This is a genomic window from Streptomyces sp. NPDC043685 (assembly GCF_056436585.1).
The window spans coordinates 199,389-225,965 of the sequence record NZ_JBWKCH010000007.1 but is presented as its reverse complement, the minus strand read 5'-3'; the positions used below and the strand labels follow the sequence as shown (position 1 = coordinate 225,965).

General features: G+C 72.4%; 24 protein-coding genes and 1 pseudogene. 8 read left to right on the top strand and 17 right to left on the bottom strand.

Annotated elements, in window-relative coordinates; genetic code table 11:
* Positions 1-154 precede the first annotated feature (154 nt).
* On the top strand, positions 155-1,357 hold the full coding sequence (locus AC0665_RS24170; protein WP_468410370.1) for an amino acid deaminase/aldolase: 1,203 nt from the start codon (positions 155-157) through the stop codon (positions 1,355-1,357).
* An 11-nt stretch (positions 1,358-1,368) separates the two neighbouring features.
* Here the strand turns inward: AC0665_RS24170 and AC0665_RS24165 are convergent.
* The 4 genes and pseudogenes from AC0665_RS24165 to AC0665_RS24150 all read right to left on the bottom strand — a co-directional run bounded on the left by AC0665_RS24165 (position 1,369) and on the right by AC0665_RS24150 (position 5,841).
* Positions 1,369-2,264: pseudogene (locus tag AC0665_RS24165) on the bottom strand (DUF2510 domain-containing protein).
* A 48-nt stretch (positions 2,265-2,312) separates the two neighbouring features.
* Positions 2,313-3,098, bottom strand: coding sequence for a 3-oxoacyl-ACP reductase (locus AC0665_RS24160; protein ID WP_468410372.1), 786 nt, complete (start codon positions 3,096-3,098; stop codon positions 2,313-2,315).
* Positions 3,095-4,468 carry an aldehyde dehydrogenase family protein gene (locus AC0665_RS24155; protein WP_468410374.1) on the bottom strand — a complete coding sequence of 458 codons (1,374 nt, stop codon included), beginning with the start codon at positions 4,466-4,468 and terminating at the stop codon, positions 3,095-3,097. The genes AC0665_RS24160 and AC0665_RS24155 overlap by 4 nt, the downstream gene beginning before the upstream one ends.
* Before the next feature lie 8 nt (positions 4,469-4,476).
* Positions 4,477-5,841: a glutamine synthetase family protein gene (locus AC0665_RS24150; RefSeq protein WP_468410376.1), complete on the bottom strand. Its 1,365-nt coding sequence runs from the start codon at positions 5,839-5,841 to the stop codon at positions 4,477-4,479.
* Positions 5,842-5,939: 98 nt separating this feature from the next.
* Here AC0665_RS24150 and AC0665_RS24145 point away from each other — a divergent pair, with 98 nt between their 5' ends.
* From AC0665_RS24145 to AC0665_RS24135, 3 genes are all read left to right on the top strand, one after another.
* The gene (locus AC0665_RS24145) at positions 5,940-6,677 is read left to right on the top strand and encodes a FadR/GntR family transcriptional regulator (protein ID WP_478509779.1); all 738 of its coding nucleotides are present in this window, start codon (positions 5,940-5,942) and stop codon (positions 6,675-6,677) included.
* Between the two features lie 152 nt (positions 6,678-6,829).
* The gene (gene eat / locus AC0665_RS24140; RefSeq protein ID WP_478606556.1) at positions 6,830-8,275 is read left to right on the top strand and encodes an ethanolamine permease; all 1,446 of its coding nucleotides are present in this window, start codon (positions 6,830-6,832) and stop codon (positions 8,273-8,275) included.
* A gap of 25 nt (positions 8,276-8,300) precedes the next feature.
* A complete protein-coding gene (locus AC0665_RS24135; RefSeq protein WP_478705766.1) occupies positions 8,301-8,987 on the top strand; it encodes a gamma-glutamyl-gamma-aminobutyrate hydrolase family protein in 687 nt (228 codons plus the stop codon).
* A gap of 55 nt (positions 8,988-9,042) precedes the next feature.
* On the opposite strand, the gene AC0665_RS24130 is transcribed toward AC0665_RS24135, so the two are convergent.
* Positions 9,043-9,972 carry a LysR family transcriptional regulator gene (locus AC0665_RS24130; protein WP_468410384.1) on the bottom strand — a complete coding sequence of 310 codons (930 nt, stop codon included), beginning with the start codon at positions 9,970-9,972 and terminating at the stop codon, positions 9,043-9,045.
* 70 nt (positions 9,973-10,042) lie between these two features.
* Here AC0665_RS24130 and AC0665_RS24125 point away from each other — a divergent pair, with 70 nt between their 5' ends.
* Positions 10,043-11,194 carry a TDT family transporter gene (locus AC0665_RS24125; RefSeq protein ID WP_478606558.1) on the top strand — a complete coding sequence of 384 codons (1,152 nt, stop codon included), beginning with the start codon at positions 10,043-10,045 and terminating at the stop codon, positions 11,192-11,194.
* Here AC0665_RS24125 and AC0665_RS24120 read toward each other — a convergent pair.
* Positions 11,106-11,825, bottom strand: a complete 720-nt coding sequence (locus tag AC0665_RS24120; RefSeq protein WP_478509782.1) for a helical backbone metal receptor — start codon at positions 11,823-11,825, stop codon at positions 11,106-11,108. The two genes, AC0665_RS24125 and AC0665_RS24120, sit on opposite strands and share 89 nt — an antisense overlap.
* Positions 11,822-12,391 carry a helix-turn-helix domain-containing protein gene (locus tag AC0665_RS24115; RefSeq protein ID WP_468410390.1) on the bottom strand — a complete coding sequence of 190 codons (570 nt, stop codon included), beginning with the start codon at positions 12,389-12,391 and terminating at the stop codon, positions 11,822-11,824. Before AC0665_RS24115 ends, AC0665_RS24120 begins: the two co-directional genes overlap by 4 nt.
* Before the next feature lie 430 nt (positions 12,392-12,821).
* Between AC0665_RS24115 and AC0665_RS24110 the strand changes: the two genes are divergently transcribed.
* Both AC0665_RS24110 and AC0665_RS24105 read left to right on the top strand, forming a co-directional pair.
* On the top strand, positions 12,822-13,751 hold the full coding sequence (locus AC0665_RS24110; RefSeq protein ID WP_478705833.1) for a 5'-3' exonuclease: 930 nt from the start codon (positions 12,822-12,824) through the stop codon (positions 13,749-13,751).
* A gap of 80 nt (positions 13,752-13,831) precedes the next feature.
* Positions 13,832-14,674 carry a siderophore-interacting protein gene (locus AC0665_RS24105; RefSeq protein ID WP_468637016.1) on the top strand — a complete coding sequence of 281 codons (843 nt, stop codon included), beginning with the start codon at positions 13,832-13,834 and terminating at the stop codon, positions 14,672-14,674.
* A gap of 55 nt (positions 14,675-14,729) precedes the next feature.
* Here AC0665_RS24105 and AC0665_RS24100 read toward each other — a convergent pair whose 3' ends face one another.
* Positions 14,730-15,311: a GNAT family N-acetyltransferase gene (locus AC0665_RS24100; RefSeq protein WP_478606561.1), complete on the bottom strand. Its 582-nt coding sequence runs from the start codon at positions 15,309-15,311 to the stop codon at positions 14,730-14,732.
* 80 nt (positions 15,312-15,391) lie between these two features.
* On the opposite strand from AC0665_RS24100, the gene AC0665_RS24095 reads away from it, so the two are divergent.
* Positions 15,392-16,372 carry an RluA family pseudouridine synthase gene (locus AC0665_RS24095; protein WP_478606563.1) on the top strand — a complete coding sequence of 327 codons (981 nt, stop codon included), beginning with the start codon at positions 15,392-15,394 and terminating at the stop codon, positions 16,370-16,372.
* A 9-nt stretch (positions 16,373-16,381) separates the two neighbouring features.
* On the opposite strand, the gene AC0665_RS24090 is transcribed toward AC0665_RS24095, so the two are convergent.
* From AC0665_RS24090 to tatA, 9 genes are all read right to left on the bottom strand, one after another.
* Positions 16,382-17,920 (bottom strand): cytochrome P450, encoded by a 1,539-nt coding sequence (locus tag AC0665_RS24090; protein WP_478606566.1) that lies wholly within the window; start codon positions 17,918-17,920, stop codon positions 16,382-16,384.
* Positions 17,921-17,978: 58 nt separating this feature from the next.
* Positions 17,979-18,599 carry a GTP-binding protein gene (locus AC0665_RS24085; RefSeq protein ID WP_363120313.1) on the bottom strand — a complete coding sequence of 207 codons (621 nt, stop codon included), beginning with the start codon at positions 18,597-18,599 and terminating at the stop codon, positions 17,979-17,981.
* Positions 18,580-18,978 (bottom strand): DUF742 domain-containing protein, encoded by a 399-nt coding sequence (locus AC0665_RS24080; protein WP_468410399.1) that lies wholly within the window; start codon positions 18,976-18,978, stop codon positions 18,580-18,582. The genes AC0665_RS24085 and AC0665_RS24080 overlap by 20 nt, the downstream gene beginning before the upstream one ends.
* Positions 18,975-19,382, bottom strand: a complete 408-nt coding sequence (locus AC0665_RS24075; RefSeq protein WP_030848665.1) for a roadblock/LC7 domain-containing protein — start codon at positions 19,380-19,382, stop codon at positions 18,975-18,977. Before AC0665_RS24075 ends, AC0665_RS24080 begins: the two co-directional genes overlap by 4 nt.
* Entirely contained in the window at positions 19,379-21,019 is a 1,641-nt protein-coding gene (locus AC0665_RS24070) for a sensor histidine kinase (protein WP_478509784.1), read from the bottom strand. The genes AC0665_RS24075 and AC0665_RS24070 overlap by 4 nt, the downstream gene beginning before the upstream one ends.
* Before the next feature lie 373 nt (positions 21,020-21,392).
* Positions 21,393-24,242, bottom strand: a complete 2,850-nt coding sequence (locus AC0665_RS24065) for a DEAD/DEAH box helicase (protein WP_478606568.1) — start codon at positions 24,240-24,242, stop codon at positions 21,393-21,395.
* Between the two features lie 40 nt (positions 24,243-24,282).
* Positions 24,283-25,173 carry a diacylglycerol kinase gene (locus tag AC0665_RS24060; RefSeq protein WP_478606570.1) on the bottom strand — a complete coding sequence of 297 codons (891 nt, stop codon included), beginning with the start codon at positions 25,171-25,173 and terminating at the stop codon, positions 24,283-24,285.
* Positions 25,174-25,204: 31 nt separating this feature from the next.
* A complete protein-coding gene (gene tatC, locus AC0665_RS24055) occupies positions 25,205-26,167 on the bottom strand; it encodes a twin-arginine translocase subunit TatC (protein ID WP_478606573.1) in 963 nt (320 codons plus the stop codon).
* Positions 26,168-26,214: 47 nt separating this feature from the next.
* On the bottom strand, positions 26,215-26,496 hold the full coding sequence (gene tatA / locus AC0665_RS24050) for a Sec-independent protein translocase subunit TatA (protein ID WP_363120319.1): 282 nt from the start codon (positions 26,494-26,496) through the stop codon (positions 26,215-26,217).
* Positions 26,497-26,577 lie beyond the last annotated feature (81 nt).

The following is a 26,577-nucleotide window of genomic DNA, read 5'->3' as shown; positions in this document are numbered from 1 at the left end:
ATCCCGGCGCGGATTCCCGGCCGGCGGCGTCCGCCGTACGTGCGCGTCACTCTACGGCTTGTTCCTGGGCGAACGGGAACCAGTCCACGAGGCCGGGGCATCTGCCCGGAACGTCCCCCTACCCTGCGGTAATCCAGTCTGGCAGGCTGCGTCCATGACTGCGCGCGCCGCCGACCGGGCCCGTTACGACCGGGCCACCGCCCATCTCGACGCCCCTCTCGCGATCGTGGACCTGGAGGCCTTCGACGCCAACGCCGCCGACCTGGTGCGCCGCGCCGGAGGCAAACCCGTCCGGGTCGCCAGCAAGTCCGTGCGCTGCCGGGCCCTGCTGGAACGCGTCCTGGCCCGGGACGGTTTCGCCGGGATCATGTCGTTCACCCTCGCCGAGTCGCTGTGGCTGGCCCGGTCGGGGTTCGAGGACGTGCTGCTGGCCTATCCGTCCGCCGACCGTGCCGCGTACGCCGAACTCGCGGGGGATCCCAAGCTCGCCGCCGCCGTGACCGTCATGGTGGACGACGTCGCCCAGCTGGATCTGATCGACGCCTCCCGGGGCGGCGGGCGTGAAGTGGTGCGGGTGTGCCTGGAGTTGGACACCTCGCTGAAGCTGCTCGGCGGGCGGGTACGGGTGGGGGCCCGGCGTTCGCCGCTGCACTCCCCCGCCCAGGTCGCCGACGTGGCCCGGGCCGTGGCCCGGCGGCCCGGCTTCGAGGTCGTGGGGATCATGGCGTACGAGGGCCATGTCGCCGGTGTCGGGGACGCGGTGGCCGGGCGTCCGCTGCGCTCGCGGGCCATCCGGCTGATGCAGGCCGCCGCCCGGCGTGAACTCGCCGAGCGGCGCGCGGAGGTGGTGCGTGCGGTACGGGCCGTCGTGCCGGATCTGGAGTTCGTCAACGGCGGCGGTACCGGCTCGGTGCAGCACACGGCGGCCGAGGACGCGGTCACCGAGATCGCCGCCGGGTCGGGCCTGTACGTGCCGCGCCTGTTCGACAACTACACGTCGTTCAGCGGCCGTCCGTCGGCCCTCTTCGCCCAGCCGGTGGTGCGGCGGCCGGGGGTCGGAGTGGTGACGGTCCTGGGCGGTGGGTATCCCGCCTCGGGTGCGGCCGGACCCGACCGGTCGCCCGTGCCGTATCTGCCCGAGGGGCTGCGCTACGACCCGCAGGAGGGGGCCGGTGAGGTGCAGACGCCGCTGCTCGGCTCGCCCGCCGACGACCTGCTGATCGGCGACAAGGTGTGGTTCCGGCACGCGAAGGCCGGTGAGCTGTGCGAGCGGTTCGACCGGCTGCACCTGATCGAGGGCGACGCGGTGACGGCGACCGTGCCGACCTATCGCGGCGAGGGCCACACGTTCCTGTAGGGCCTGGGGCGTCAGTCCGTCGGGCCGATGCTGCTGCCGACGCCGCCGCCGGTGTCCGCGTCGCCGAACGGGCGGATGCCCTCGGTGAGACGGTCCATGTCGGCGGGCGGCGGCCCGTCCTCGCCGGCGTCGAAGACGTAGCGGACGAGGACCGGCGACTCGGTGCCGACGCTGGAGGGGAAGACGAGCGACTGGACGTAGCCGCCGGGGCCCTCGGCGGTTTGACGCGCCAGCGCACGAGGTACCCGGCTCGGCCCGCCACCGCGACCGGCCCGGACTTCACGACCTGGTGCGACTCCAGGCCGCCGTAGAGCTCGCGGCCGAGCCGGTCGCGGTCGTAGGCCTCGTCGGCGGCCTCGGAGATGTCCGCCTGGGCGAGGGCCTCGGGGGACTTCTCGTCGTTCGCGGTCACCGTGCGGGAGAAGACCATGCCGTGGCGGCACAGGCCCACGCCGCCGGGGCAGTCGTAGGTGCCGTCGGTCGTCATGACGACGTCGTCCTGGGTGACGTACCGAGGGCGGACCCAGCCGTCGAGCAGGGGGAACGTGATGCCGTTGAGCTGGTCCTCGACGACCGCGGGGTCGTCGGCGGACGGCTCGGAGGCGGACGCCCCGGGGGCCGGCTCCGCCGCGGTGGGAGCGGGGGACGGGGACGAGGGCGCCGTCCTGGTCCGGGTGCCGCCGCCGTCGCCCCCGTCGAGGGCGATGGCCGCGGTGACGATCGCCCCGAGCAGGACGGCGCCCGCGGCGGTCAGGGCGACCCCCTTCGTCCGGCCCGTGCCGCCGCCCGGCGGCGGGGCGACGGGGGCCCCGGGCGCACGGCGGTGCTCGGTCCAGGCCGCGCCGTCCCACCAGCGTCGCAGGTGCGGGGCGTGCGGGTCGGGATACCAGCCGGGCGGTGGCGTCATGCTCATCCCGGCACTGTAGGGCGCGGCCCGGACCGTCCGGACGCTCGTCTACAGGGGTGTGACGTACGCCCCCGCGATCCCGCCGTCGACCAGGAAGTCGGTGGCGTTGACGAACGAGGAGTCGTCGCTGGCGAGGAAGGCCACGGCGGCGGCGATCTCCTCGGCCTCGGCGAACCGGCCCAGAGGGATGTGCACCAGGCGGCGCGCGGCCCGCTCCGGGTCCTTGGCGAACAGCTCCTGGAGCAGCGGGGTGTTGACCGGGCCGGGGCACAGGGCGTTGACGCGGATGCCCTCGCGGGCGAACTGCACGCCCAGTTCACGGGACATGGCGAGGACGCCGCCCTTGGAGGCCGTGTAGGAGATCTGGGAGGTCGCCGCGCCCATCCTGGCCACGAACGAGGCCGTGTTGATGATCGAGCCCTTGCCCTGGCGACGCATGTAGGGGATGGCGGCCTTGCAGCACAGGTAGACGGAGGTGAGGTTGACCTCCTGGACCCGCTTCCAGGCCTCCAGGCCGGTCTCCAGGATGGAGTCGTCGTCGGGCGGGGAGATGCCGGCGTTGTTGAAGGCGATGTCGACGCTGCCGTAGGTGTCGTAGGCGGTCTTGAAGAGGGCCTCGACCTCGTCGGGGTCGGTCACGTCGACCTTCACGAAGGTGCCGCCGGTCTCCTCGGCGGCGGCCTTGCCGCGGGCTTCGTCGACGTCGCCGCAGACCACGTGGGCGCCCTCGGAGGCGAGGCGGCGGGCGGCGGCGAGGCCGATACCGCTGCCCGCTCCGGTGACGACGGCGGTACGGCCGACCAGGCGGCGGCAGATGTTCTCCTGGGCAGTCACTGTGCGGGGCCCTCCGTGCTGATGAAGACGTTCTTGGTTTCGGTGAAGGCGGCCAGGGCGTCGGGGCCGAGTTCGCGGCCGACTCCGGACTGCTTGTAGCCGCCGAACGGGGTCCAGTAGCGGACGCTGGAGTGGGAGTTGACGGACAGGTTGCCGGCGCGGACGGCCTGGGAGACGCGCAGGGCGCGGCCGAGGTCCCGGGTCCAGATGGAGCCGGAGAGGCCGTAGGGGGTGGCGTTGGCGAGGCGGATCGCGTCCTGCTCGTCGGTGAAGGGCAGCAGGACGGCGACGGGGCCGAAGATCTCCTCGCAGGCGGCGGCCGAGTCGGGGCTCTCGCCGGTGAGGACGGTCGGCGGGAACCAGAAGCCGGGGCCCTCGGGGGCGCTGCCGCGCAGGGCCGGGGCGTCGTCGGGCACGAAGGCGCGGACGCGGTCGAGCTGCTGCCGGGAGATCAGCGGGCCCATCTGGGTCTTGTCGTCGGCCGGGTCGCCCACCACCACGGCGGACAGCGCCTCGGCGAGCAGCTCGCGGACCTCGTCGTAGACCGGTTCCTGTACCAGGATCCGGGTGCGGGCGCAGCAGTCCTGGCCGGAGTTGTCGAGGAAGGAGAAGGGGTCGACGGCCGTCTCGAGGTCGGCGTCGGCGAAGACGATGTTGGGGCTCTTGCCGCCGAGTTCTAGGGTGACGGGCTTGACCTGCTCGGCGCCGAGTGCGGCGACGCGCGTACCGGTGCGGGTGGAGCCGGTGAAGACGATCTTGGCGACCCCGGGGTGCCGGACCAGGGCGTCGCCGGTGATGTCGCCGCGCCCCGGCAGCACCTGGAAGAGGTGTTCGGGAAGCCCTGCCTCCAGGGCGAGTTCGGCCAGGCGCAGTGCGGTGAGCGGGGTGGTCTCGGCGGGCTTGAGGATGACCGCGTTGCCGGCCGCGAGTGCCGGGGCGGTGCCCCAGGCGGCGATGGGCAGGGGGAAGTTCCAGGGGGCGATCACGCCGACGACGCCGAGCGGTTCGAGGATCGTGACGTTCAGGCCGCCCGGCACCGGGATCTGCCGGCCGGTGAGCCGTTCCACTCCCCCGGCCGCGTAGTCCAGCAGGTCGCGGACGTTGCCGGCCTCCCAGCGGGCGTTGCCGATGAGGTGACCGGCCTCACGGACCTCCAGGCGGGCCAGTTCCTCCAGGTGCTCGTCGACGGTGGCGGCGAAGCGGCGCAGCAGCCGGGCGCGGTCCGCGGGGGGCAGGGCGGCCCAGGTCCGCTGGGCCCTGGCGGCCCAGGTGACGGCCGTGTCGACGTCGGCCGGGCTCGCACCGGCGACGGCGGCGACGACCTCCTCGGTGGCGGGGTTCAGTACTTCCAGAAGGTGCTCGGAAGACAAGAAGGACCTCACATGCGTTCGAAGGAGCGGCGCAGCTCCCAGTCGGTCACCGCGGCGTCGTACGCGTCCAATTCGACGCGGGCCATGTTGCGGTAGTGCGCGACGACCTCGTCGCCGAAGGCGGCCCGGGCGATGGCGCTGTTCTCCCAGAGCTCGGCGGCCTCGCGCAGGGTGGTGGGGACGTGGTCCAGGTCGGCGGCGTAGGCGTTGCCGGGGCAGGGTTCGGGCAGTTCGAGCTTCTGCTCGATGCCGTGCAGTCCGGCCGCGACCAGTCCGGCGACGGCGAGGTAGGGGTTGACGTCGCCGCCGGGCAGACGGTTCTCGAAGCGCATCGAGCGGCCGTGGCCGACGACGCGCAGCGCGCAGGTGCGGTTGTCGTGGCCCCAGGCGACGGCGGTCGGGGCGAAGGAGCCGGGCTGGAACCGCTTGTAGGAGTTGATGTTGGGGGCGTACAGCAGGGAGAACTCGCGCAGGGCGGCGAGCTGGCCGGCGAGGAAGTGGCGCATGACGTCCGACATGCCGCCTTCGCCGTCCCCGGCCATGGCGTTGGTGCCGTCGGCGTCGGCGAGCGAGAGGTGGATGTGGCAGGAGTTGCCCTCGCGCTCGTTGTACTTGGCCATGAAGGTGATCGACATGCCCTCCTGGGCGGCGATCTCCTTGGCGCCGGTCTTGTAGACCGAGTGCTGGTCGCAGGTGACCAGGGCCTCGTCGTAGCGGAAGGCGATCTCGTGCTGGCCGGGGTTGCACTCGCCCTTGGCGGACTCGACCGTGAGGCCGGCGCCCGCCATCTCGTTGCGGATGCGGCGCAGCAGGGGCTCGATACGTCCGGTGCCGAGCACGGAGTAGTCGATGTTGTACTGGTTGGCCGGGGTGAGGCCCTTGTAGCCGGCGTCCCAGGCCTGTTCGTAGGTGTCCTTGAAGACGATGAACTCCAGCTCGGTGCCGACCTGCGCGGTGTAGCCGAGTTCGGCCAGGCGCTCCAGCTGGCGGCGCAGGATCTGGCGGGGGGCGGCGACGACCGGGGAGCCGTCGCTCCAGGCGAGGTCGGCGTGGAGCATGGCCGTGCCCGCGTTCCAGGGGACCCGGCGCAGGGTGGTGAGGTCGGGGTGCATGGCGAAGTCGCCGTAGCCGCGGTCCCAGGAGGACATGGCGTAGCCGTCGACGGTGTTCATCTCGGTGTCGACGGCGAGCAGGTAGTTGCAGCCCTCGGTGCCGTGGTGGAGGACCTCGTCGAGGAAGAAGCGTGCGGCGAACCGCTTGCCCTGGAGCCGTCCTTGCATGTCGGGGAAGGCCAGGACGACAGTGTCGATCTCACCGCCGGCGACGAGGGTGTGCAGTTCCTCGACGCTCAGCGGAGCTGTGCGGTCTGCCACGGGAAGGCCTCCTAGGCTCCTTGGATCCGCTGCCTTGGATCCGCCGGGAGCCATAAGGTATTGCGGAGAACCATTGCTTGGGAAGGGGGTACGGCCACATGCCGGAGGAAGACGGCGGCGCCGGGGTGCGGGACGGGCTGACGCCGGTGCTGCGGCCGGTGCGCGCGGGCAACGGCTTCGAGGAGGCCCTGGAGCAGATCCTCCAGGTCGTACGGCTGGGTCTGGTGCCGGGGGGCGAGCGGCTGCCGGCCGAGCGGGAGCTGGCGGAGCGGCTGGGGATCAGCCGGGTCACCCTGCGCGAGGTGCTGAAGGTGCTCCAGGACCAGGGCCTGGTCGAGTCGCGGCGCGGCCGGTACGGCGGCACCTTCGTGCTGCCGCGCACGGACGCCGTCGGCGAGGACGAGCTGCGGCGGCGGGTCGCCGAGGTCGACATAGAGGACGTGCTGCGGTTCCGGGAGGTGCTGGAGGTGGGCGCGGCCGGGCTGTGCGCGGCACACGGGCTGGAGGAGAAGCAGGCGGAGCGGCTCCGGCAGGCGCTGGCCCGTACGCACGACGCGCCGCTCGCCGAGTACCGCCGCCTGGACACGCTGCTGCACCTCACGCTCGCCGAGCTGTCCGGCTCCCCCACGCTCACCGCGCAGTACGCGGCCGTCCGCGCGAGGGTCAACGACCTGCTCGACTGCATCCCGCTGCTGGTCCGCAACCTGGAGCACTCCCAGCGGCAGCACACGGCCCTGGTGGAGGCGGTGATCGAGGGCGAGGCCGACCAGGCGCGGGAGATCATGCGCGAGCACTGCGGGGGCACGGCGGCGCTGCTGCGGGGTTTCCTCGGCTGAGCCGGGCCGTGTCGGCGCGCGGTGAGGATTTACGGGCGATTGACGCACGGGTCTTGCCATCCCCCGGTCGGCCCGCAAAGGTATGGCTCCATTCCATTGAGTCGGAGCCCGCTCGATCCCGTGACCGCCGCCGCCCCGTCGGGAGTCTGCCCATGCCCCAGGAACCCACCGCCACACCCGCCGCCCCGGAGGGCGACGACTATCTGGAACGCAGAACACTGCGCCGCGGCAGCGCCGGCTGGGTGCTGCTGACCGGCCTCGGCGTCGCCTACGTCGTCTCCGGCGACTACTCCGGCTGGAACTTCGGCCTCGCCGAGGGCGGCTTCGGGGGCCTGGCGATCGCCATGGTGCTCATGGGCGCGATGTACACCTGTATGGTCTTCGCCCTCGCCGAGCTGTCCTCGATCCTGCCCACGGCGGGCGGCGGCTACGGCTTCGCCCGGCGGGCGCTCGGCCCGTGGGGCGGCTTCCTGACCGGCACGGCGATCCTGATCGAGTACGTCCTCGCACCCGCCGCCATCGTCATCTTCATCGGTGACTACGTCGAGTCGCTGGGCCTGTTCGGCCTGGAGTCCGGCTGGCCGGTGTACCTGGTCTGCTTCGCCGTCTTCCTCGGCATCCACCTGTGGGGCGTCGGCGAGGCGCTGCGGTTCAGCTTCGTCGTGACCGGCATCGCCGTGGTGGCCCTGATCGTGTTCGCGCTGGCGGCACTGCCCGACTTCTCCCTGGCGTCCCTGGACGACATCCCGGTCGACACCTCCGCCGCCGGGTCGAGCTCCTGGCTGCCGTTCGGGCTGCTCGGGATCTGGGCGGCGTTCCCCTTCGGCATGTGGTTCTTCCTCGGTGTCGAGGGCGTGCCGCTGGCCGCCGAGGAGACCAGGGAGCCGGCCCGAACCCTGCCGAAGGCGATCCGCTGGTCGATGGGCATCCTGGTGGTGCTCGCGGTGGTCACCTTCTTCGCCGCCGCCGGTGCCCGCGGCTCCGCCGCCGTCCAGGAGGCGGGCAACCCGCTGGTCGAGGCGCTCCAGCCGAACGGCGAGGCGACGACCCTCAGCCGGATCGTGAACTACGCGGGCCTGGCCGGTCTCGTGGCGTCGTTCTTCTCCCTGATCTACGCGGGCTCGCGCCAGCTGTTCGCGCTGTCCCGCGCCGGCTATCTGCCCCGCTTCCTGTCCCTCACCAGCCGCCGCAAGGCGCCGTACCTGGGCCTGCTGGTGCCCGGCACGATCGGCTTCCTGCTGGCTGCGATGTCCGGCAACGGCGCGCGGATGCTGAACATCGCCGTCTTCGGCGCGACCATCTCCTACGCGCTGATGTCCCTGTCGCACATCGTGCTGCGTCGCCGGGAGCCGGAGCTGGAGCGCCCGTACCGCACGCCGGGCGGGGTGCTGACGTCCTCGGTGGCCCTGGTGCTGGCGTGCGCGGCACTGGTCGCGACGTTCCTGGTGGACGTGACGGCGGCGTTGATCGCGCTGGCGGTGTACGCGGTGGCCGTCGGGTACTTCGGGCTGTACAGCCGCAAGCACCTGGTGGCGAAGGCGCCGGAGGAGGAGTTCGCGGCGCTGGCGGCGGCCGAGGCAGAGTTGGCACGGGACTGATCCGTCGAGTGGTGAGGGAGTCGTCGTGGGCAGGCCGTTGATCGGTGTCAGCACCTATCTGGAGCCGGGTGCGCGCTGGGGCGTCTGGGAGCTGGAGGCCGCCCTGCTGCCGGTCGGCTACCCCCGGCTGGTCCAGCGGGCGGGCGGTCTCGCCGCGATGCTGCCGCCGGACGACCCGCGCCGCGCGGCGGAGGCCGTGGCCCGCCTGGACGGGCTGGTCATCGCGGGCGGGCCGGACGTGGAACCGGCGCGGTACGGGGCGCAGCGCGAGCCGCGGACGGGACCGCCGGCGCCGGAGCGCGACGCGTGGGAGCTGGCACTGATCGATGCGGCGCTGGCGGCCGGGGTGCCGCTGCTGGGGATCTGCCGGGGCATGCAGCTGCTGAACGTCGTGCTCGGGGGGACGCTCGTGCAGCACATCGACGGGCACGCCGAGGCCGTCGGCGTCTTCGGCGGGCACACCGTGAAGCCGGTGCCGGGCAGTCTGTACGCCGGTGTCGTGCCGGAGGAGACGTTCGTGCCGACGTACCACCACCAGGCCGTGGACCGTCTGGGCGAGGGCCTGGTCCCCTCGGCGTACGCGGCGGACGGCACGGTGGAGGCGGTGGAGCTGCCCAGTGCCGCCTGGGTCCTGGGCGTGCAGTGGCACCCGGAGATGGGCGAGGACGCACGGGTGATGGGGGCGCTGGTGGAGGCGGCGTCGAAGGGCTGAACGACCAGGGGCTCCCCCGGGCCCCTGGCTCACGCCCGACGGCCGGGGCGAGCGGCTATCCCCGCGTCAGCGACAGCAGGTCCCGCGCGGGCCCGGTGGGGCGATGCCCCGTCGGCCACACCGCCCTCAGGTCCCGCGCCAGGGCGATCCCCTCCACCGGCACCGACACCAGCCGCCGCATGGCCAGTTCCTCCCCCACCGCGAGCTCGCTCAGCACCGTCGGACCCGCCCCGCCGACCACCGCCGCCTTCACCGCCGTCGTCGAGGACAGCTCGATCAGCGGCCGGGCCAGACCGCCGAGGGCCGCGTCCAGGACCTGCCGCGTGCCCGAGCCCTTCTCACGGAGGATCAGCGGGGTCGACGCCAGTTCACCGGCGGCCAGGGGACGCCGCCGGCGAGCCCAGGCGTGCGTGGGCGCGGCCACCACTATCAGCCGGTCGTGGGCGATGACCGCCGAATCGAGTCCGGCCGGCACCGACACCCCCTCCACGAACCCGAGATCCGCCTCGTCGGACAGCAGCCGCTCCGCCACCACGGTCGAGTTCCCCGCGTGCAGCGACACCGCCGTGTCGGGCCGCTGCGCGCGCAGCGCCAGCAGCCAGCCCGGCAGCAGATACTCCGCGATCGTCATGCTGGCCGCGACCCGCAGCCGGGAGTCACGGCGGACGCGCAGCGCCTGCGCCCCCACGTCGAACGCCTCCGCCGCCTCCACGATCCGCCGCGCCCAGTCCGTCACCAGCGCCCCGGCGTCCGTCAGCCGGGACCCGCGGGGCGAGCGGTCCACCAGCGCCACCCCGAGCTGCCGCTCCATCGACCGGATCCGGCTGCTGGCCGCGGGCTGGGTGATGCCGAGTTCCCGCGCCGCCCCGCCGAGACTGCCGAGCCGCGCCACCGCCAGCAGCAGCTCCATGGCCCCGAGATCCGGCACCCGGTGCGCCAGGGACCCGGTGGCCGCCGGCCCGGCCTGCTCATCCGCGTTGCTCATAAACCCAGCTTATGTCGCCATAGAGGCGTCCTCCCTGGTGGTGCGCCGCTCCCGGACCCACCGTGGAGGCATGGTCACCGCAGCCCCGTCCGTCCCGTACCCGCTCTCCGTCCGCCGGCTCGGACCCAACTGGTACGCCACGGTGATGGGCACCGCCGTCGTCGCCACCGCCGGGACGGCCCTGCCCGCGCACGTCCCGGGGCTGCGCGGGGTGCTCGCGGGGGTGTGGGCCCTGTCGCTCGTCCTGCTCCTGGCGCTGCTCGCGGGACGGGCCGCGCACTGGGCCCGGCACCATGACCAGGCCCGGGCCCACCTGCTGGACGCGGCGACGGCGCCGTTCTACGGCTGTCTCGCCATGGCCCTGCTGGCCGTGGGCGGCGGCGCTCTCGCCGTCGGCCGGGACTGGATCGGCCTGCGGGCCGCCGTCGCCCTCGACGCGGTGCTGTTCACCGCGGGTACGACCCTCGGGCTCGCCGCCGCCGTCGCGGTGCCGTATCTGATGGCCGTGCGCCACCGGGTCGAGCCGGGGCAGGCCACCCCCGTCTGGCTGCTGCCGCTCGTCGCTCCCATGGTGTCGGCCGCCGTCGGGCCGCCGCTGGTGCCGCATCTGCCGCCCGGGCAGGCCCGGGAGACCCTGCTGCTCGGCTGCTTCGCCCTGTTCGGGCTGAGCCTGCTCGCGACCCTGGTCATGCTGCCGCTGGTCTTCGCCCGGCTGCTCACCGGCGATCCGCTGCCCCTCGCCCTCACGCCGACGCTGTTTCTGGTGCTCGGCCCGCTCGGGCAGTCCACCACCGCCGTCGGCGCCTTCGCGGACACCGCGCCCGGTGTCGTGCCGGAGCCGTTGGGCGAGGCCTTCGGCGCCCTCGCCGTGCTCTACGGCGTGCCCGTGACGGGCTTCGCGCTGCTGTGGTTCTGCCTGGCCACCGCGCACGTCGTGCGCGCCCGGCGGCACGGGATGCGGTTCTCGATGACCTGGTGGTCGTTCACCTTCCCGGTCGGCACCTGCGTCACGGGCGCCGGGGCCCTGGCCCGGCACACCGGGCTCGTCGCCTACGCGGGTCCGGCGGTCCTGCTCTACGCGGTGCTGGTCGCGGCGTGGGCCACGGCCGTCGTGGGCACCGTGCGCGGGCTGCTCAGGGGCGAGCTGCTCGCAGCGCCCCGCCCAGCACCCGCGGCGCCTCGGCCAGTGACGGTCCGTACCACGTCAGGTGCCGTCCGCTGACGAGCGCGCAGGGCAGGCCGGGGAACGCCTCGGGACCGTCGTCGGCGGTGAAGCGGTACGGCTCGTCCGGCAGCACCACCAGATCCGGGGCGCAGGCCGTCATGTCCTGCGGCGGGATGCGCGGGTAGCGGTCGGGGTGCCTCGCGTACACGTGGTCGACGCCTAGCCGGGCGAGGACGTCGCCCGCGAAGGTGTCACGGCCCAGGACCATCCACGGGCGGCGCCACACCGGCACGACGGCCGTCCGCCGCGTGCCGGGCTCCGGCAGGGACGACCACACGGTCTCCGCCTCGTCCAGCCAGCGCGGCCGGGCCGGCACCCCGCAGGCCTCCAGCACCCGGGCCAGCTCCCGGAAGGCCTGCGGAACGTCACGGATCCGCGTGACCAGGACCTCGGTGCCCGCCGCGCGCAGGGCCGCGAGGTCGGGGGCGCGGTTCTCCTCCTCGTTGGCGATCACGAGGTCGGGCGCGAGGGCGAGGATCCGGTCGGTCTTCGGGTTCTTGGTTCCGCCGACCCGTACGACGTCCAGGTCCGGGGGGTGCGTGCACCAGTCGGTGGCGCCCACCAGGGCACCGGGCGCCGAGCAGGCCACGGCCTCGGTCAGCGAGGGGACGAGCGAGACGACCCTCACCGGCGCGGCCGGTCCCGGACCGCCTCGATGTGCTCCGCCACGGCGACGACGATGACGCGGGTGTCCGACTCGGCCGCCCGCCAGCGGTGCCGTACGCCACCGGTCAGGTACAGCGTGTCGCCCCGGCCGAGGCGGTAGGCGCGACCCTCCGCCTCGATCTCCACCGCGCCGTCGGCGACGTACATCAACTGGTCGTTGCGGTACTGGAATTCGCGCCCCGCGTCATGGTCGCCGATGAACTCGGAGGCGTGCATCTGGTGGTGGCCGCGGACCAGGGAGCGCGTCCGGGGCTGGGGCAGCGGCTCACCGCTCTCGGCGCGCACCACGTCCACGCTGCACGCGGGGTCGGCCGCGGCGAGCAGTTCCACGGCGGTGGTGCGCAGGGCGTCGGCGACCTTCTCGAGGGAGCTGGTGCTGGGCCGGGCCCGGTCGTTCTCGATCTGGCTCAGGAACGGGACGGACAGGCCGCTGCGCGCGGCGACGACGGCGAGCGTGAGCTCCAGCGCGCGGCGCCGCCGGCGCACGGCCGCGCCCACCCGAAGAGGCTGCTCTTTGTGGTCGCCCATCGCTCCGGCTCCCTCCTTCGCCCGTCGATCCGCTCCCCGTGCGGCGGTGTCCCGGCGCACTGCCGTTGTGGAGTTGTCTGCACCCTACGCATGTTCGGCAAACCGTTTCCCGCGCCGTCACACCGACGTCATACGGGACGGTGCGCGACCTCACACTTCGCGCCAGTCGATCCGCCGACGACGGGGGCCGGGCAGGCCTTCCGCCTGCCGGAAGAACAGGGCGGGAGAGGAGGTTCTGGGGGTGGTGTAGCGCTCTGTGGTTGTCCGGATCCCGCTCGTGGGAATCGGGGGGCGGGGTGGGACCGGCGTGTCGCGCGTCCCACCCCGGAACCCTACTGCGGTGTCATGCGGTTCACCACGTCCGGGTGCTGCTGGAGCCACTCGGCCACGGCTTCCTGCCGGCGAGTGTCTGTCGGTGGCGTACGGCATGATGCGTGGCGTGACCGGACGACTGATGCTCCTCGACACCGCTTCCCTGTACTTCCGCGCCTACTTCGGCGTCCCGGACTCGGTCAGGGCCCCGGACGGCACGCCGGTGAACGCCGTGCGCGGGCTGCTCGACTTCATCGACCGCCTGGTCAAGGACCACCGGCCGGACCTCCTGGTGGCCTGCATGGACGCCGACTGGCGGCCGCAGTGGCGGGTGGAGCTCATCCCCTCGTACAAGGCGCACCGCGTCGCCGAGGAGCACGCGGTGGGCCCCGATGAGGAAGAGGTGCCCGACACCCTGTCGCCACAGGTGCCGGTCATCGAGGCGGTGCTGGACGCGGTGGGCATCGCGCGGGTGGGTGTCGCCGGGTACGAGGCGGACGACGTGATCGGCACGTACACGGCACGGGCGAAGGGCCCCGTCGACATCGTCACGGGTGACCGCGACCTCTACCAGCTGGTGGACGACGCGCGCGGGGTGCGCGTGCTGTACCCGCTGAAGGGCGTGGGCACGCTCCAGCACACCGATGAGGCGGTGCTGCGTGAGAAGTATGGGGTCGACGGGAAGGGGTACGCGGATCTGGCCTTGCTGCGCGGCGACCCCAGCGACGGCCTGCCGGGCGTGCCGGGCGTCGGTGAGAAGACGGCCGCCAAGCTGCTGGCCGAGTTCGGGGACCTGGCCGGGATCCTGGCGGCGGTCGAGGACCGGCGGTCGAAGCTGACGCCGACGCAGCGCAGGCGGCTGGACGAGGCGCGCCCGTATCTCGCGGTCGCTCCGAAGGTGGTCCGGGTCGCGGACGACGTACCCCTGCCGGACGTCCCCACGGAGCTGCCGCGGACGCCGCGCGACCCCGAGGCGCTGGAGGCGCTGGCCGCCCGGTGGGGACTGGGCGGGTCGCTGGAGCGCCTGCTGACGACGCTGTCGCGTTGACCTCTTCACCACACGAGGCGCCACATGGGGCCGAGGTGCTAACTTAGGTAACCCTAACTATGCGAGACAGGGAGGTCCTCATGGCAGAGCGACCGGGACGCCAGCCGCGCCGGCTCCACTGCGCGCAGGTCGTCCGCACCGAGCGGCTGACCCCGCACATGCAGCGTGTGGTGCTCGGCGGTGAGGGCCTCGCCGACTTCGCGGCGGACACGTGCACCGACCACTATGTGAAGCTGCTGTTCCCGCCGACCGGCGTGACCTACCCGGAACCCTTCGACCTCCAGCGCGTCCGGGACGAGCTGCCGCGCGAACAGTGGCCGGTGACCCGGACGTACACCGTCCGCCAGTGGGACGCCGAACACCGCGAGCTGACGCTGGACTTCGTCCTCCACGGGGACGAGGGCCTGGCGGGCCCGTGGGCCATGCGCGTGCGGCCGGGTGAGACGGTGCGCTTCATGGGACCCGGTGGGGCGTACACGCCCGACCCCGAGGCGGACTGGCATCTGCTCGTGGGTGACGAGAGCGCCCTGCCCGCGATCGCCCGCGCCCTGGAGGCGCTGCCGCGCGGCGCCAGGGCGTACGCCTTCGTGGAGGTCTCCGGCCCCCCGGAGGAGCAGAAGATCGACTCGGACGTCGAGGTCGTCTGGCTGCACCGCGGGGCCCGGCCGCGGGGTGAGGCGCTGGTCGAGGCCGTGCGCACCCTGGAGTTCCCCGAGGGCCGGGTGCACGCCTTCGTCCATGGCGAGGCACATTTCGTCAAGCAGTTGCGCCATCTGCTCCGCGTCGAGCGCCAGGTGCCGCGCGAGGACCTCTCGATCTCCGGCTACTGGCGCCGCGGCCACGACGAGGACGGCTGGCAGGCCTCCAAGCGCGAGTGGAACGCCCGCATCGAGGCCGAGCAGGAGAGCGTCTCCGCGGCCTGAGGCGCACCGGCGCGGCGCGCTGCCCGACCCGGCACCGGGAGCGGCGGTGGCGGGCTCACTCCCCCCGTATCCGCGCGTGCAGATGCATGTCGTGCCATCCGTCCGGCTGAAGGACGGCACTGCGCTTGGTGCCCTCCAGGGCGAAGCCGGTCCGGGTGGCGACGCGGCAGGACGCCTCGTTGCGCACGGCGTGCAGGAGTTCCAGCCGGTGGAAGCCCGTCTCGTCGAGGGCCCAGTGGGTGAGCGCGGTCGTGGCTCGGGCGGCGACCCCACGGCCCCGGACCGCGGGGACCGTCCAGTACGCCACCTCCGCCGTCCCGTCGTCGAGCCGTAGCTCACGCAGTGCCACCCGCCCCAGCAGCGCGTCGGAGTCCGCGTCCGCCACGGCCCAGTGCGCCTCCCGCTCCTCCTGCCACGCCCCGCGCCACTGCTGGATCCAGCCGGCCACCTCCGCCACCGAGTCCGCGGTTCGGGCGTGCCACTGGTGCATCACGGGGTCCTGGAAGACCTCGTACACCGCGGGCGCGTCGCCGGTCCGCCAGGGCCGCAGGAGGAGTCCGCCGTCGGCGGGCAGAGTGGGCTGCGGGCGGTGTGCGAGTGTCCCGGCGGTCAGAACCGGGCTGATGAGGAACGGCATGCCCGCATCCTGGCAAGCACGCGTCGCCGGGTCCCAGTGGTTTTCCGCTTCCGGACGGCGGCCTCGTACGCTGGGCCGCGATGAGACGCAAGACCCCCGCCCCGCCCTCTCCCCTGCCGCAGCGCCACGGCGTGGACCCGGTACGGGTACGGCTGCCCTTCGCCGGGCCGTGGGGCACGGTGCGCGAGTATCTGGTGGAGCGGCTCTCCGGAGCGGGCGCCGGGGTCGTGGACGGCATGTTCGACGCGGGCCGGATCGTCGGGGCGGACGGACGGCCCGTGGCGGCGGACGCCCCCTACGTGCCGGGCATGTTCGTGTGGTTCCACCGGGACCTGCCCGAGGAGGTGCCGGTGCCCTTCCCGCTGGAGGTCGTGCACCGGGACGAGCACATCGTCGTCGCCGACAAGCCGCACTTCCTCGCCACCACCCCGCGCGGCGGCCATGTCGCCGAGACCGCGCTGGCCCGGCTCCGCCGCGAGCTGGACCTCCCGGAACTCACCGCCGCGCACCGCCTGGACCGGCTCACCGCGGGACTGGTGCTGTTCACCGTGCGCCCCGGCGAACGCGGCGCGTACCAGACGCTGTTCCGCGACCGCCGGGTCCGCAAGGAATACGAGGCCGTCGCCCCCTACGGCCCCGGGCTCGCCCTGCCCCGGACCGTGCGCAGCCGGATCGTGAAGGAGCGCGGGGTGCTCACCGCCCGGGAGGTGCCGGGCGAGCCGAACGCCGTGAGCCGCGTCGAGCTCGTCGAGCACCGCGCGCGCCCCGGCGGCCCCGGCGCCCTCGCCCGGTACCGGCTCGTGCCCGCCACCGGCCAGACCCACCAGCTGCGCGTCCACATGACCGCCCTGGGCGTGCCGATCCTCGGTGACCCGCTCTACCCGGAGGTGACCGCTCCCGTGCCGGCCGGTGACTTCCGGCGTCCGCTCCAACTGCTGGCGCGGTGCCTGGAGTTCACCGATCCGGTCACGGGCGAGGAGCACCGCTTCCGCAGCGGCCGGGTGCTCACGGCCTGGGCTGCCCACGACCGGTGGGCCGCCGGGACGTACGACGGCCCGTAGCCTGCGCGGTCAGTCGCCGCCGCGCCACCAGCTCAGGAAGCGCTGCCAGACGCCCTTGCGGTGGGGCGGCTGCGCGGCGGCCGGCCGCGGCGGGTCCGGCATCGGCTGGTGCCGCACCGGGGCGGGCTGCGGCTGCGCGGCGGGCGGCTGTGGCTGCGCGGCGACCGGCTGGGGCTGCGACCCGGCCGGTGCGGCCTGCGGCTGCGCGGTGCCGATCTGCCAGTCCGAGCGCTGCGCGGCGACCGGCTTGTGGTTCGGCACCTCCTGCACGTCCTGCGGAGGCTTCGGCGAGAACTGCACCGGCAGCTCCACCAGGTGCCGGGAGGCGATGGACGCCGTCCAGCGCAGCTCCTCCTCGTCGCAGTCGAGCTCCACGTCCGGCAGCCGCATCAGCAGCGCGTCGACGCCGACGTCGGCGATGGAACGGCCGATGTCCTGCCCGGGGCACTCGTGCGGACCGCCGCCGAAGGCGAGGTGCGAGCGGTTGCCCTGCATGCTCGCCTTGAGGTCGGGCCGCACCCGCGGGTCGACGTTGGCCGGGAGCGGTGCGAAGAGCAGCCCGTCGCCCCGGCGGATGCGCTGCCCGCCCAGCTCGGTCTCCTGCTTGGCGAAGTAGGCGAAGACCGTGCTGAACGGAGGCTCGTTCCACAGGGACTGCTCCACCGCCTCCGGCACCGTCATCTGGCCGCCGTTGAGCTGGGCCCTGAAGCGCGGGTCGATCAGCACCGTGAGCAGCACGTTGGACAGCAGGTTGGTGGTGGCCTCGTAGGCGGCGAAGAGCACCAGGCGCAGGTGCTCCCTGACCTCGTCGTCGCTCAGCCGGGCCGGGTGGGTGATCAGATAGCTGGCGAGGTCCTCCTCCGGCTGGGCGCGGCGGGTGGCGGTGAGCCGGCTCAGGGCGTCCATGACGTAGGAGTGACTGGCGATCGCCGTGTCGGTGCCCTTGAGGGCGTCGCGGGCGGCCTCGACGAGCCGGTCGTTGTACTCGTCGGGCATGCCGAGGATCTCGCACATCACCGCCATCGGCAGGTGCTCGGTGAACTGGCCGACGAGGTCCGCCTCGCCCGCCTCGCAGAACCGGTTGACGATCATCTGCGTACTGCGGTTGATGTAGCGGCGCAGGCTGCGGAAGTCGATCGTGGAGATGGCGCCCATGACCGCGCCGCGCAGCCGCTTGTGCTCGTCGCCCTCGGCGTGCGAGGCGATGGGCTGCCAGGCGATGTGCGGCATCAGCGGGTGGTCGGGCTTGACCAGGCCCTCCCGCAGCGGGGTCCAGATCCGGCTGTCCCGGCAGTACTGCGAGGGCGAGCGCACCATGTGCAGGTTCTCGGCGTGGCCGAGGACGATCCACATCGGCACGTCGTCGTGGAGCAGCACGGGCGCCACGGGGCCGTGCTGCTCCCGCAGTTGCTCGTACAGCGCTCCCAGGTCCTCCGCCTCGTGCAGCCGGTGCAGTCCGCCGGGCCCGGAGCCGTGCGCGGGGCAGCCGGGGGGCGGGCCGGGACGGAGGTCGTCCGTACTGGTCGGGGCGTGGGATTCAGGCGTCACAGTGATCGCTCCGAACTGAGGTGAATCAGGTGTCTGGGGGGAGGTGGGGACGGCGGGGTCAGGTGAGCGAACCCGTCATGGCGAGCGAGTGCAGGAAGCGCATGAGCGTCATCAGCACATCGCGGCTGGAGGCCCGGCGCCGCGCGTCGCACTCGATGATCGGGATGTCCGGTGTGAGGTCGAGGGCTGTGCGCAGTTCCTCGATGTCGTAACGAGGGGCGTCCGGGAAGGAGTTGATGGCGACCACGAACGGCACACCGCGCTCCTCCAGGCGCCCCATGACGTCGAAGCTGACCTCCAGCCGCCGGGTGTCGACCAGGACCACCGCGCCGAGCGCGCCCTCGAACAGGCCGTTCCACAGGAACCAGAAGCGCTGTTGCCCGGGAGTGCCGAAGAGGTACAGCACCAGCTGCTCGGTGATGCTGATCCGGCCGAAGTCCATGGCGACGGTGGTGGCCGTCTTGGTCGCGGAGCCGAAGTTGTCGTCGACACCGATGCCGGCCTGCGTCATGGTCTCCTCGGTGGTCAGCGGTGTGATCTCGCTGACCGAGCCGACCATGGTCGTCTTGCCGACGCCGAAACCGCCCACGATCACGATCTTGGCCGCGGCCTGCGCCGTGTGGGGCAACTGGTCCTCGGCCCGGGGGCCCGGGATGGTGTCAGAGCCGTTGAAGTCCATTCATCACCGCTTCGAGGAGGGAACGGTCGGTGCGCGCCTTGCGGACGATCGGGGCACGCGCCTGCACCAGTTCCGCCGTCAGCAACTCGGTGAGCAGCACGCCCATCGCGCTGAACGGCAGGTGGAGGTAGGCCGACAGCTCGGCCACGGACAGGGGGGCGGCGCAGAGCCGGAGCAGCGCCGCCTGCTCGGGAGAGGCGGAGGGCGGCGGGTCCGTGGCTCGCGCCACGATCAGCGTCACCAGGTCGAGCTCGGCCCGTTCACCGTCCGGGCCTGCCACCACGTACATCCGCTCCGGGTTGCCCGGTTTGTCCTCGCTCTCCTTCGGCGTGGACGGGTCCGGGACGAGGTCGCGCCTCTGGCGTTGGGGAGGAGTCATACGATTTGCCCGTTCCGCCGGGGCGGACTGGTGAGGTGGCCGCCGATCCGGACGACGAGGTCGCGCATCATCGCGCTCATCCGGCCCGGTTCGCACCGCACGTCGGAGAGGACCGCCAGGAAGGCGTTGGCGCCCGCGCCCATCAGGTAGAAGTAGCCGCGGTCGATCTCGATCATGACGAGTTTCATCTCGCCGTCGCCCACGGTGAGTTCCTGGCAGATGCTGCCCGCGAGGGACTGCAGGCCGGCGCAGGCCGCGGCGACCCGGTCGGCGGCGTCCGGCTCGCCGCCGTAGCGGGCGATGCGCAGACCGTCGGCCGAGAGCACCACGATCATCTCGATGCCCGGTACGCCGTCGGCGAGTTGCTTGAGCATCCAGTCGAAGTTGCCTCGCTGCTGGATCACTTGAGGTCCCCCTCGTCATCGGCCTCCGTGGGGGCCGGGTCATTGATCAGGTGCAGGTACTTGGTCGGGTTCCGGATGAAGTCGGTCGGGTGGGTGCCGGGTTCGATGCCCTGCTTGAGTCCCTCCCAGAAGGCTTCGAGGCCCTTGCCGGGGGCGTCCGGGGACGACATGTCGTGCCACGACTTGGGCTCGGGCTCGGGGGTCGCCCAGGGGTTGTGCTCGCCGCGTTCGGCGGCCTCCCGGTCGGCCTTCTCGTTGGCCGCCTGCTGGGCGAGTCGCTCGGCGAGCGGCATCTTCACCCTGCTGCGGCGCTGCGGCAGGCCGTTCGTCGTCCACTCGGTGACCTCGGGGACGTCGTCGTCCTCCAGGGAGACCGTGGCGGGGATCTTCGGGCTGGTGGGGCGGCGCCTCTTGGGCGCGCGCTTCGGGCCCTCGGGGATGCCGACCGTCATGGGGATGCCGGTGGCGCCGATGCCGTGGGCGAGTCCGACACCGGGCTCGTGGGTGATCATCTCGCTCGGCACGATGAGGATGGCGCGGACACCGCCGTACGCGGAGGCGCGCAGCGAGACCTGCATGTTGTACGCCGTGCACAGCCGGCCCACGACGGCCAGCCCCAGACGCGGGTGTTCACCGATGTCCTGGAGGTCGACGCCCGCCTTCGCGGCCTCCAGCATTCCCTCGATCCGGGCACGTGCCTCCTCGTTGAGGTTGACACCGCCGTCCTCGATCTCGATGCAGACGCCGGTCTGCACCTCGGTGGCGGTGACGTGCACCTTGGTCTGCGGCGGGGAGTAGCGCGTGGCGTTGTCGAGGAGTTCGGCGGCGGCGTGGATGACGGGCTCGACGTAGATGCCCTTGACGCTGACCTTGGCGATGGAGGAGAGCTGGATGCGCCGGTACTCCAGGATGCGGGACATGGCACCGCGCAGGGTGCTGTACAGCGACACCGGCTCGGGCCACTGCCGGCCGGGGCGTCCGCCGCCGAGCACGGAGACGGAGTCGGCCAGGCGGCCGATCAGGGCGTTGCCGTGGTCGATGCGCAGCAGGTCGTCGAAGACCTCCGGGTTGCGGCCGTGGTCCTCCTCCATCTCCCGCAGTTCCTCGGCCTGCTGATGGATGATCGCCTGCACACGGCGGGCGACACTGACGAAGGAACGTGCGGCGGCGTCACGCATCGTCACTTCGTAGTCGACGATCTTGAGCACCGTCAGCAGCGTCTCGGCCTGCGGAGCGGGCAGGTCGCGGAACGCGGGGTGGGAGAGACCGAGCTTGCGGATCACCTCCCTGGGTGGTTCTCCGGCGCGCAGCAGGTCGAGCGCGGCGGGGACGATCTCCCGGGAGAACCGGAGCAGTTCGGTCTCGTGGTCGGCGATCCGCTGCTGGAGCTGCGCGCTGTACCGGGCGTGCTCCGCACGCTGGTCGCGCAGCGCACGGCCGCGGCGCACCGCCTCGGCGGCCGTGGCGAGCACCATCGCGGTGGCGATGCCGCCGCACCAGCCGACGGCGCCCCGGGCCGGCTCCGACACCAGGGCGACGGCGGCTCCGGTCGCCGCGGCCATGACTATGGCGGGCAGCAGGAGCACGCGCGCGTAGGGACGTTCACGGCGACCGGGAGGGGATTGAACACTCACCATGTGGGCCTTCTGACAGGAGTCGACTGAGGTTCGGAAGGACGTGCAGGGGGGTATGTCATGGAACTGTCGGGATCTTCCAGCACATTGGGGAACAAGCGCACGAATTCATCTCAAGCCGGTGCGCTGCGGGCGAGCTTAGTCCGACCGGATCATCGCCGTGTCATATTCAGCAACTGCCGGAAACCGGACGCGAAGGGATAGTACGCTCGGTCGTTTACACGCTGCGACATCGTTCGAATACTGCGCGTAGCGGCGAACGGGCATACGAAAGCCCACTCACCGAGATGGGTGAACGGGCTTCGGTACGACGCTCTCAGAGCGGGCGGGGAACCGCGCGGGCGACCACGACGAGCCGGCACCCGCGCGTCGACGATCACCCCACCGACGAGTAGGCGACCACTCCCCGCAGCAACAGATCCACGGCCTTGCGGGCGTTCTTCACCACGGACGACCCCTGCGGAGCCGCCGCCGCGATCTGCCCCAGCACGTCGATGACCTGCTTGCACCACCGCACGAAGTCCCCCGCCGGCATCTCCGCCTCGCGCAGCACCTCGTCGAGCCCCTTGCCGGAGGCCCACATGTACGCGGCCCAGGCGAAGCCCAGATCGGGCTCGCGCTGCCCGACCCCCTCGGTCTGGGTGATCCGGAACTCCTCCTCCAGCGCGTCCAGCCGCCCCCAGATCCGCACCATCTCGCCCAGCGCGGCCTTGGCCTTCCCGGACGGCATCTTCGGCGCCATCGCGTCGTCCGCGGCCCGCGCCTCGAACACCAGCGCCGAGACGCACCCGGCCAGTTCGGCCGGGCCGAGGCCCTCCCAGACGCCCTCGCGCAGACACTCGCTGGCGAGCAGGTCCAGCTCGCCGTACAGCCGCGCGAGCCGCTTGCCGTGCTCGGTGACCTCGTCGCCGCGCAGGTAGTCCAGCTCGGTCAGCAGCGCCACGATGCGGTCGAACGTGCGGGCGATGGTGTTCGTACGGCCCTCGATCCGCCGCTCCAGCTGCGAGGTGTCCCGCAGCAGCCGGTGGTACCGCTCGGCCCAACGGGCGTGGTCCTCACGGTCGTCGCAGCCGTGGCAGGGGTGGGCGCGCAGCGCCGTGCGCAGCCGGGCGATCTCACGGTCGTCGGCCGCCTGGGAGCGCCGCTTGCGGTGCCGGTCCGCCGGGATGTGCCCGGCCTTGGTGCGCAGCGCCGACGCGAGGTCCCGACGGGACTGCGGGGAACGGGGGTTGAAGGACTTCGGGATCCGCATCCGCTCCAGCGGCTCGACCGGCACCGGGAAGTCCATGGAGGCCAGCCGCTTCACCTGCCGCTCCGCGGTCAGCACGAGCGGGCGGGGCCCGTCGTGGTGCTCGAAGCCGCGATGGCCGTTCGAACGGCCCGCGGGCAGCCCCGGGTCCAGCACCAGCGCCAGACCCGCGTACTTGCCGGTGGGCACGTGGATGACGTCACCGGGCTTGAGCTTCTCCAGCGCGACGGCGGCCTCCGCGCGCCGTTCCGCCGCGCCCTGCCGGGCGATCTCGTTCTCCCGGTCCTTCAGTTCACGGCGCAGCCGCGCGTACTCCTCGAAGTCGCCGAGGTGACAGGTCATGGAGGCCTTGTAGCCCTCGAGACCCTCCTCGTTGCGCTGCACCTGCCGGGAGATGCCGACGACCGACTTGTCCGCCTGGAACTGCGCGAACGACGTCTCCAGCAGCTCGCGCGAGCGGTGCCGCCCGAACTGCTCGACCAGGTTGACCGCCATGTTGTACGACGGCTTGAAGCTGGAGCGCAGCGGGTAGGTCCGGGTGCCGGCCAGGCCCGCGAGGTGCTCGGGGTTCATGCCGCGCTGCCACAGGACCACGGCGTGGCCCTCGACGTCGATGCCGCGCCGTCCGGCCCGGCCCGTCAGCTGGGTGAACTCGCCCGGGGTGATGTCCGCGTGCTGCTCGCCGTTCCACTTGACGAGCTTCTCCAGCACCACCGAGCGGGCGGGCATGTTGATGCCCAGGGCGAGGGTCTCGGTGGCGAACACGGCCTTGACCAGACCGCGTACGAACAGCTCCTCGACGACCTCCTTGAAGGTCGGCAGCATGCCCGCGTGGTGGGCCGCGATGCCGCGCTCCAGGCCCTCCAGCCACTCGTAGTAGCCGAGGACGTGCAGGTCCTCCGTCGGGATGGACGCCGTGCGCTCCTCGACCAGGGCGCGGACCCGCTCGCGGGCCTCCTCGTCGTTGAGCCTGAGCCCCGCGAACAGGCACTGCTGGACGGCGGCCTCGCAGGCGGCGCGGCTGAAGATGAAGGTGATGGCCGGCAGCAGCCCCTCGCGGTCGAGCCGCTCGATCACCTCGGGCCGGCTCGGCGTCCAGATGCGGGAGCGCTGCCGGCGCTCCCGCTCGCGGTCGGCCTCGCGCATGGACCGGCCGCGCCGGCGGTCCTGGTACGACGGCCGGCTCGCCTCCATGCGCGCCATGCGCGTGAGGTCGGGGTTGACGGCCCTCTTGTGGCCCTCGCCCTCCTCGAACAGGTCGTACATCCGCCGTCCGGCCAGCACGTGCTGGAACAGCGGCACGGGCCGGTGCTCGGAGACGATCACCTCGGTGTCGCCGCGGACCGTGTCGAGCCAGTCGCCGAACTCCTCGGCGTTCGACACCGTCGCCGAGAGCGAGACCAGCGTGACCGACTCGGGGAGGTGGATGATCACCTCTTCCCACACGGCGCCCCGGAAGCGGTCCGAGAGGTAGTGCACCTCGTCCATGACCACGTAACCGAGGCCCAGGAGGGTCTGGGAACCGGCGTACAGCATGTTCCGCAGCACCTCGGTGGTCATCACGACCACCGGCGCATCGGAGTTGACGCTGTTGTCGCCGGTGAGCAGGCCCACCTTGTCCGTGCCGTAGCGGCGGCACAGGTCGGCGTACTTCTGGTTCGACAGCGCCTTGATGGGTGTCGTGTAGAAGCACTTTCTGCCCTGCTGGAGGGCGAGGTGGACGGCGAACTCGCCGACGATCGTCTTGCCGGAGCCGGTGGGCGCGGCGACCAGCACGCCCTTCCCCGCTTCGAGCGCCTGGCAGGCCTCGATCTGGAAGGGGTCGAGGCCGAAGTCGTACATCTCGCGGAAGGGGGCGAGCGCGGTGGCCTGCTCGACAGCGCGCTTGCGGGCTGCCGCGTACCGCTCGGCCGGTGAGAGGTCCTCTGTCATCGTGCTTTCGAGCGTACCGGGCCGCACTGACAACAGGACGATCATTATCCGGATCCGTTTCTGTCAAACCCCGGATCCGCGCAGCTCAGGGGCCGACGACCCGCACGCCTCCGCGTACGCAGCGCGCGCTCAGGGGCAGCGGGCCCGGGGGCTCCCCGTCGGCGTAGCCGGTGACACCCTCGGCGGCGAGGTCCACCCGGGCCGCCCGCAGCACGGTCACCTTCGGATGCTCGACGTGCCTCCCGCGGTACACCGTCGGGAACACCTTCAGCAGCGTCGCCCGGCCGCAGTCCCCGACGACGGTGAGGTCGAGCAGTCCGTCGGTCAGGTCGGCGTCCGGGCAGATCCGCATGCCGCCGCCGTAGGAGGAGCCGTTGCCGACGGCCACGAGGGTCGCCTCGACCTCGCGGACCTCACCGTCGTCGAGGCGTAGCCGGTACGGGACCGGCCGCAGCCCGGCGAGTTCGGCGATCATCGCCAGGTCGTACCTGAGGCGGCCGTGAGGCCATCGGATGCGGTTGCCCCGGTCGTTGACGCGGGAGTCGAAGCCGGAGGCGAGGACCGTGCCGAACCAGCGGTCGCCGACCCGCCCGAGGTCGATGTCGCGGATCCGGCCGCTCTTGAGGGCGTCGGCGATCATGCGGCCGGCGGCGGCCGGCTCACGCACGGGCAGGCCGAGGGCGCGGGCGAAGTCGTTGCCGGTGCCGGCGGCGACCAGGCCGAGCGGGGTGCGGGTGCCCGCGACGGCCCGCAGCGCCAGGTTCGCCATGCCGTCGCCGCCGACGGCGATCAGCGCGCCGGTGCCGCACTCGACGGCCGCACGCGCGCGGGCGAGGGCGTCGGCGGCGTCCTCCCCGACGACCGTACGGACCGGGAAACCGGCCGCCCGCAACGCGGAAGCGGCCGGCTGCGCCGCACGGGCGCCCCGGCCGCGGCCCGCGGTGGGGTTGACGAAGAGGGTGATCTCGCCGGTCACGCGACCGACCCTACGATCTGCCCGCCGCTGCTCAGGTCACGTCGTCATATCCGTTGACCCGCTCCGAGCGGTCGCTGCCCGCCTGCTCGGGCAGGGCCGCCCGGCTGGTCGTCACGGGCTCGATCTCACCGATGTCCTCGGGCGTGAGGTCGAGCTCGGAGGCCTCGTCGTCGGCGGGGCCGAGGGCGTCGCGACGGCCGCGACGGCGGTCGTTGAGCAGGGAGAAGGCGACGGCCGCGAAGTAGAGGATCCAGATCGGCCCGGCGAGCATCAGCATGGTCAGCGGGTCGGTGCTGGGCGTGGCGACAGCCGCGAACACCGTGATGGCCATGATCATGCCGCGCCACCAGCCGAGCATGCGCTTGCCGGTGAGCACCCCGGTGAGGTTGAGCATGACCAGCAGCAGCGGCAGCTCGAACGAGAGGCCGAAGACGAGCACCATCCGCATGACCAGGTCGAGCAGGTCGTCCAGCGGAAGGAGGTTGGACGTGCCGCCCGGGGTGAAGTCGAGGAGCACCTTGGCCGTGGTGGGAAGCACCGTGTACGCGAAGTAGGCGCCCACGATGAACAGCGGGGCGCCGGTGGCGACGAAGCCGTACGCGTACTTCTTCTCGTGCCGGTGCAGGCCCGGCGCGACGAAGGCCCACAACTGGTAGAGCCAGATCGGCGAGGCCAGGACGACACCGGCCATCAGGGACACCTTCAGCGCGAGCGTGAAGGGGGTGAGCAGACCGTTGATGGTGATCTGCGCACAGGGCTTCGTGCCGGCCTGCGACCTGGCCAGTTCCGCGAAGGTCTTGTCACAGCCGACCGAGTCGAGGATCGGCTTGGTGATCAAGTTGATGATGTCGTTGTACCAGAAGGCGGCCGCGACCGTGACGACGACGATCGCCAGCACCGCCTTGGCGAGCCGGTTGCGGAGCTCGCGAAGGTGCTCCGCGAGGGGCATGCGCCCCTCGGGATCCCTCTCCTGCTTGCGGGCAGACTTCAGCAACCCACGTTCCCATCTCGTGCGGCGGGCCGGAGGTCACCGGCCCTGCGTCAGCGCTTGGTCGTGTCCGTGGGCTCGCTGACCGGGCGCGAGCTGGTCACGTCGCCGGGAGCCGCCTGGATGGTGCGCTGCGAGGGCTCGTCGTTGTTGGGCGGGTCCGTCGGGGTGGTGGAGGACTTGTTCTCGTCCTTCATCGCCTTGGCCTCGCTCTTGAGGATGCGGGCCGACTTGCCGAGCGACCGAGCCATGTCCGGAAGCTTCTTCGCGCCGAACAGCAGGATGATGACGACGAGGATGAGAATGATCTCGGGGGCTCCGAGCCTTCCGAACATAAGTCTTTACCTTCTCACCGAGGCGGCTGTGTGGGGTGCTGTCCGACCGGTCGGACACTTGTCCGAACGATCGTGTTGGCA

Bases quoted from the DNA above. Each gene is read 5' to 3' on its own strand.
- eat (WP_478606556.1), top strand. From the start codon at position 6,830: ATGCCCCAGGAACCCACCGCCACACCCGCCGCCCCGGAGGGCGACGAC.
- AC0665_RS24085 (WP_363120313.1), bottom strand. From the start codon at position 18,599: ATGGACTTCAACGGCTCTGACACCATCCCGGGCCCCCGGGCCGAGGAC.
- tatA (WP_363120319.1), bottom strand. From the start codon at position 26,496: ATGTTCGGAAGGCTCGGAGCCCCCGAGATCATTCTCATCCTCGTCGTC.
- AC0665_RS24115 (WP_468410390.1), bottom strand. From the start codon at position 12,391: ATGGGCGACCACAAAGAGCAGCCTCTTCGGGTGGGCGCGGCCGTGCGC.
- AC0665_RS24095 (WP_478606563.1), top strand. From the start codon at position 15,392: ATGAGACGCAAGACCCCCGCCCCGCCCTCTCCCCTGCCGCAGCGCCAC.
- AC0665_RS24070 (WP_478509784.1), bottom strand. From the start codon at position 21,019: ATGGTGAGTGTTCAATCCCCTCCCGGTCGCCGTGAACGTCCCTACGCG.
- AC0665_RS24130 (WP_468410384.1), bottom strand. From the start codon at position 9,972: ATGAGCAACGCGGATGAGCAGGCCGGGCCGGCGGCCACCGGGTCCCTG.
- AC0665_RS24080 (WP_468410399.1), bottom strand. From the start codon at position 18,978: ATGACTCCTCCCCAACGCCAGAGGCGCGACCTCGTCCCGGACCCGTCC.
- AC0665_RS24125 (WP_478606558.1), top strand. From the start codon at position 10,043: ATGGTCACCGCAGCCCCGTCCGTCCCGTACCCGCTCTCCGTCCGCCGG.
- AC0665_RS24110 (WP_478705833.1), top strand. From the start codon at position 12,822: ATGCGTGGCGTGACCGGACGACTGATGCTCCTCGACACCGCTTCCCTG.
- AC0665_RS24170 (WP_468410370.1), top strand. From the start codon at position 155: ATGACTGCGCGCGCCGCCGACCGGGCCCGTTACGACCGGGCCACCGCC.
- AC0665_RS24145 (WP_478509779.1), top strand. From the start codon at position 5,940: ATGCCGGAGGAAGACGGCGGCGCCGGGGTGCGGGACGGGCTGACGCCG.
- AC0665_RS24065 (WP_478606568.1), bottom strand. From the start codon at position 24,242: ATGATCGTCCTGTTGTCAGTGCGGCCCGGTACGCTCGAAAGCACGATG.
- AC0665_RS24100 (WP_478606561.1), bottom strand. From the start codon at position 15,311: ATGCCGTTCCTCATCAGCCCGGTTCTGACCGCCGGGACACTCGCACAC.
- AC0665_RS24105 (WP_468637016.1), top strand. From the start codon at position 13,832: ATGGCAGAGCGACCGGGACGCCAGCCGCGCCGGCTCCACTGCGCGCAG.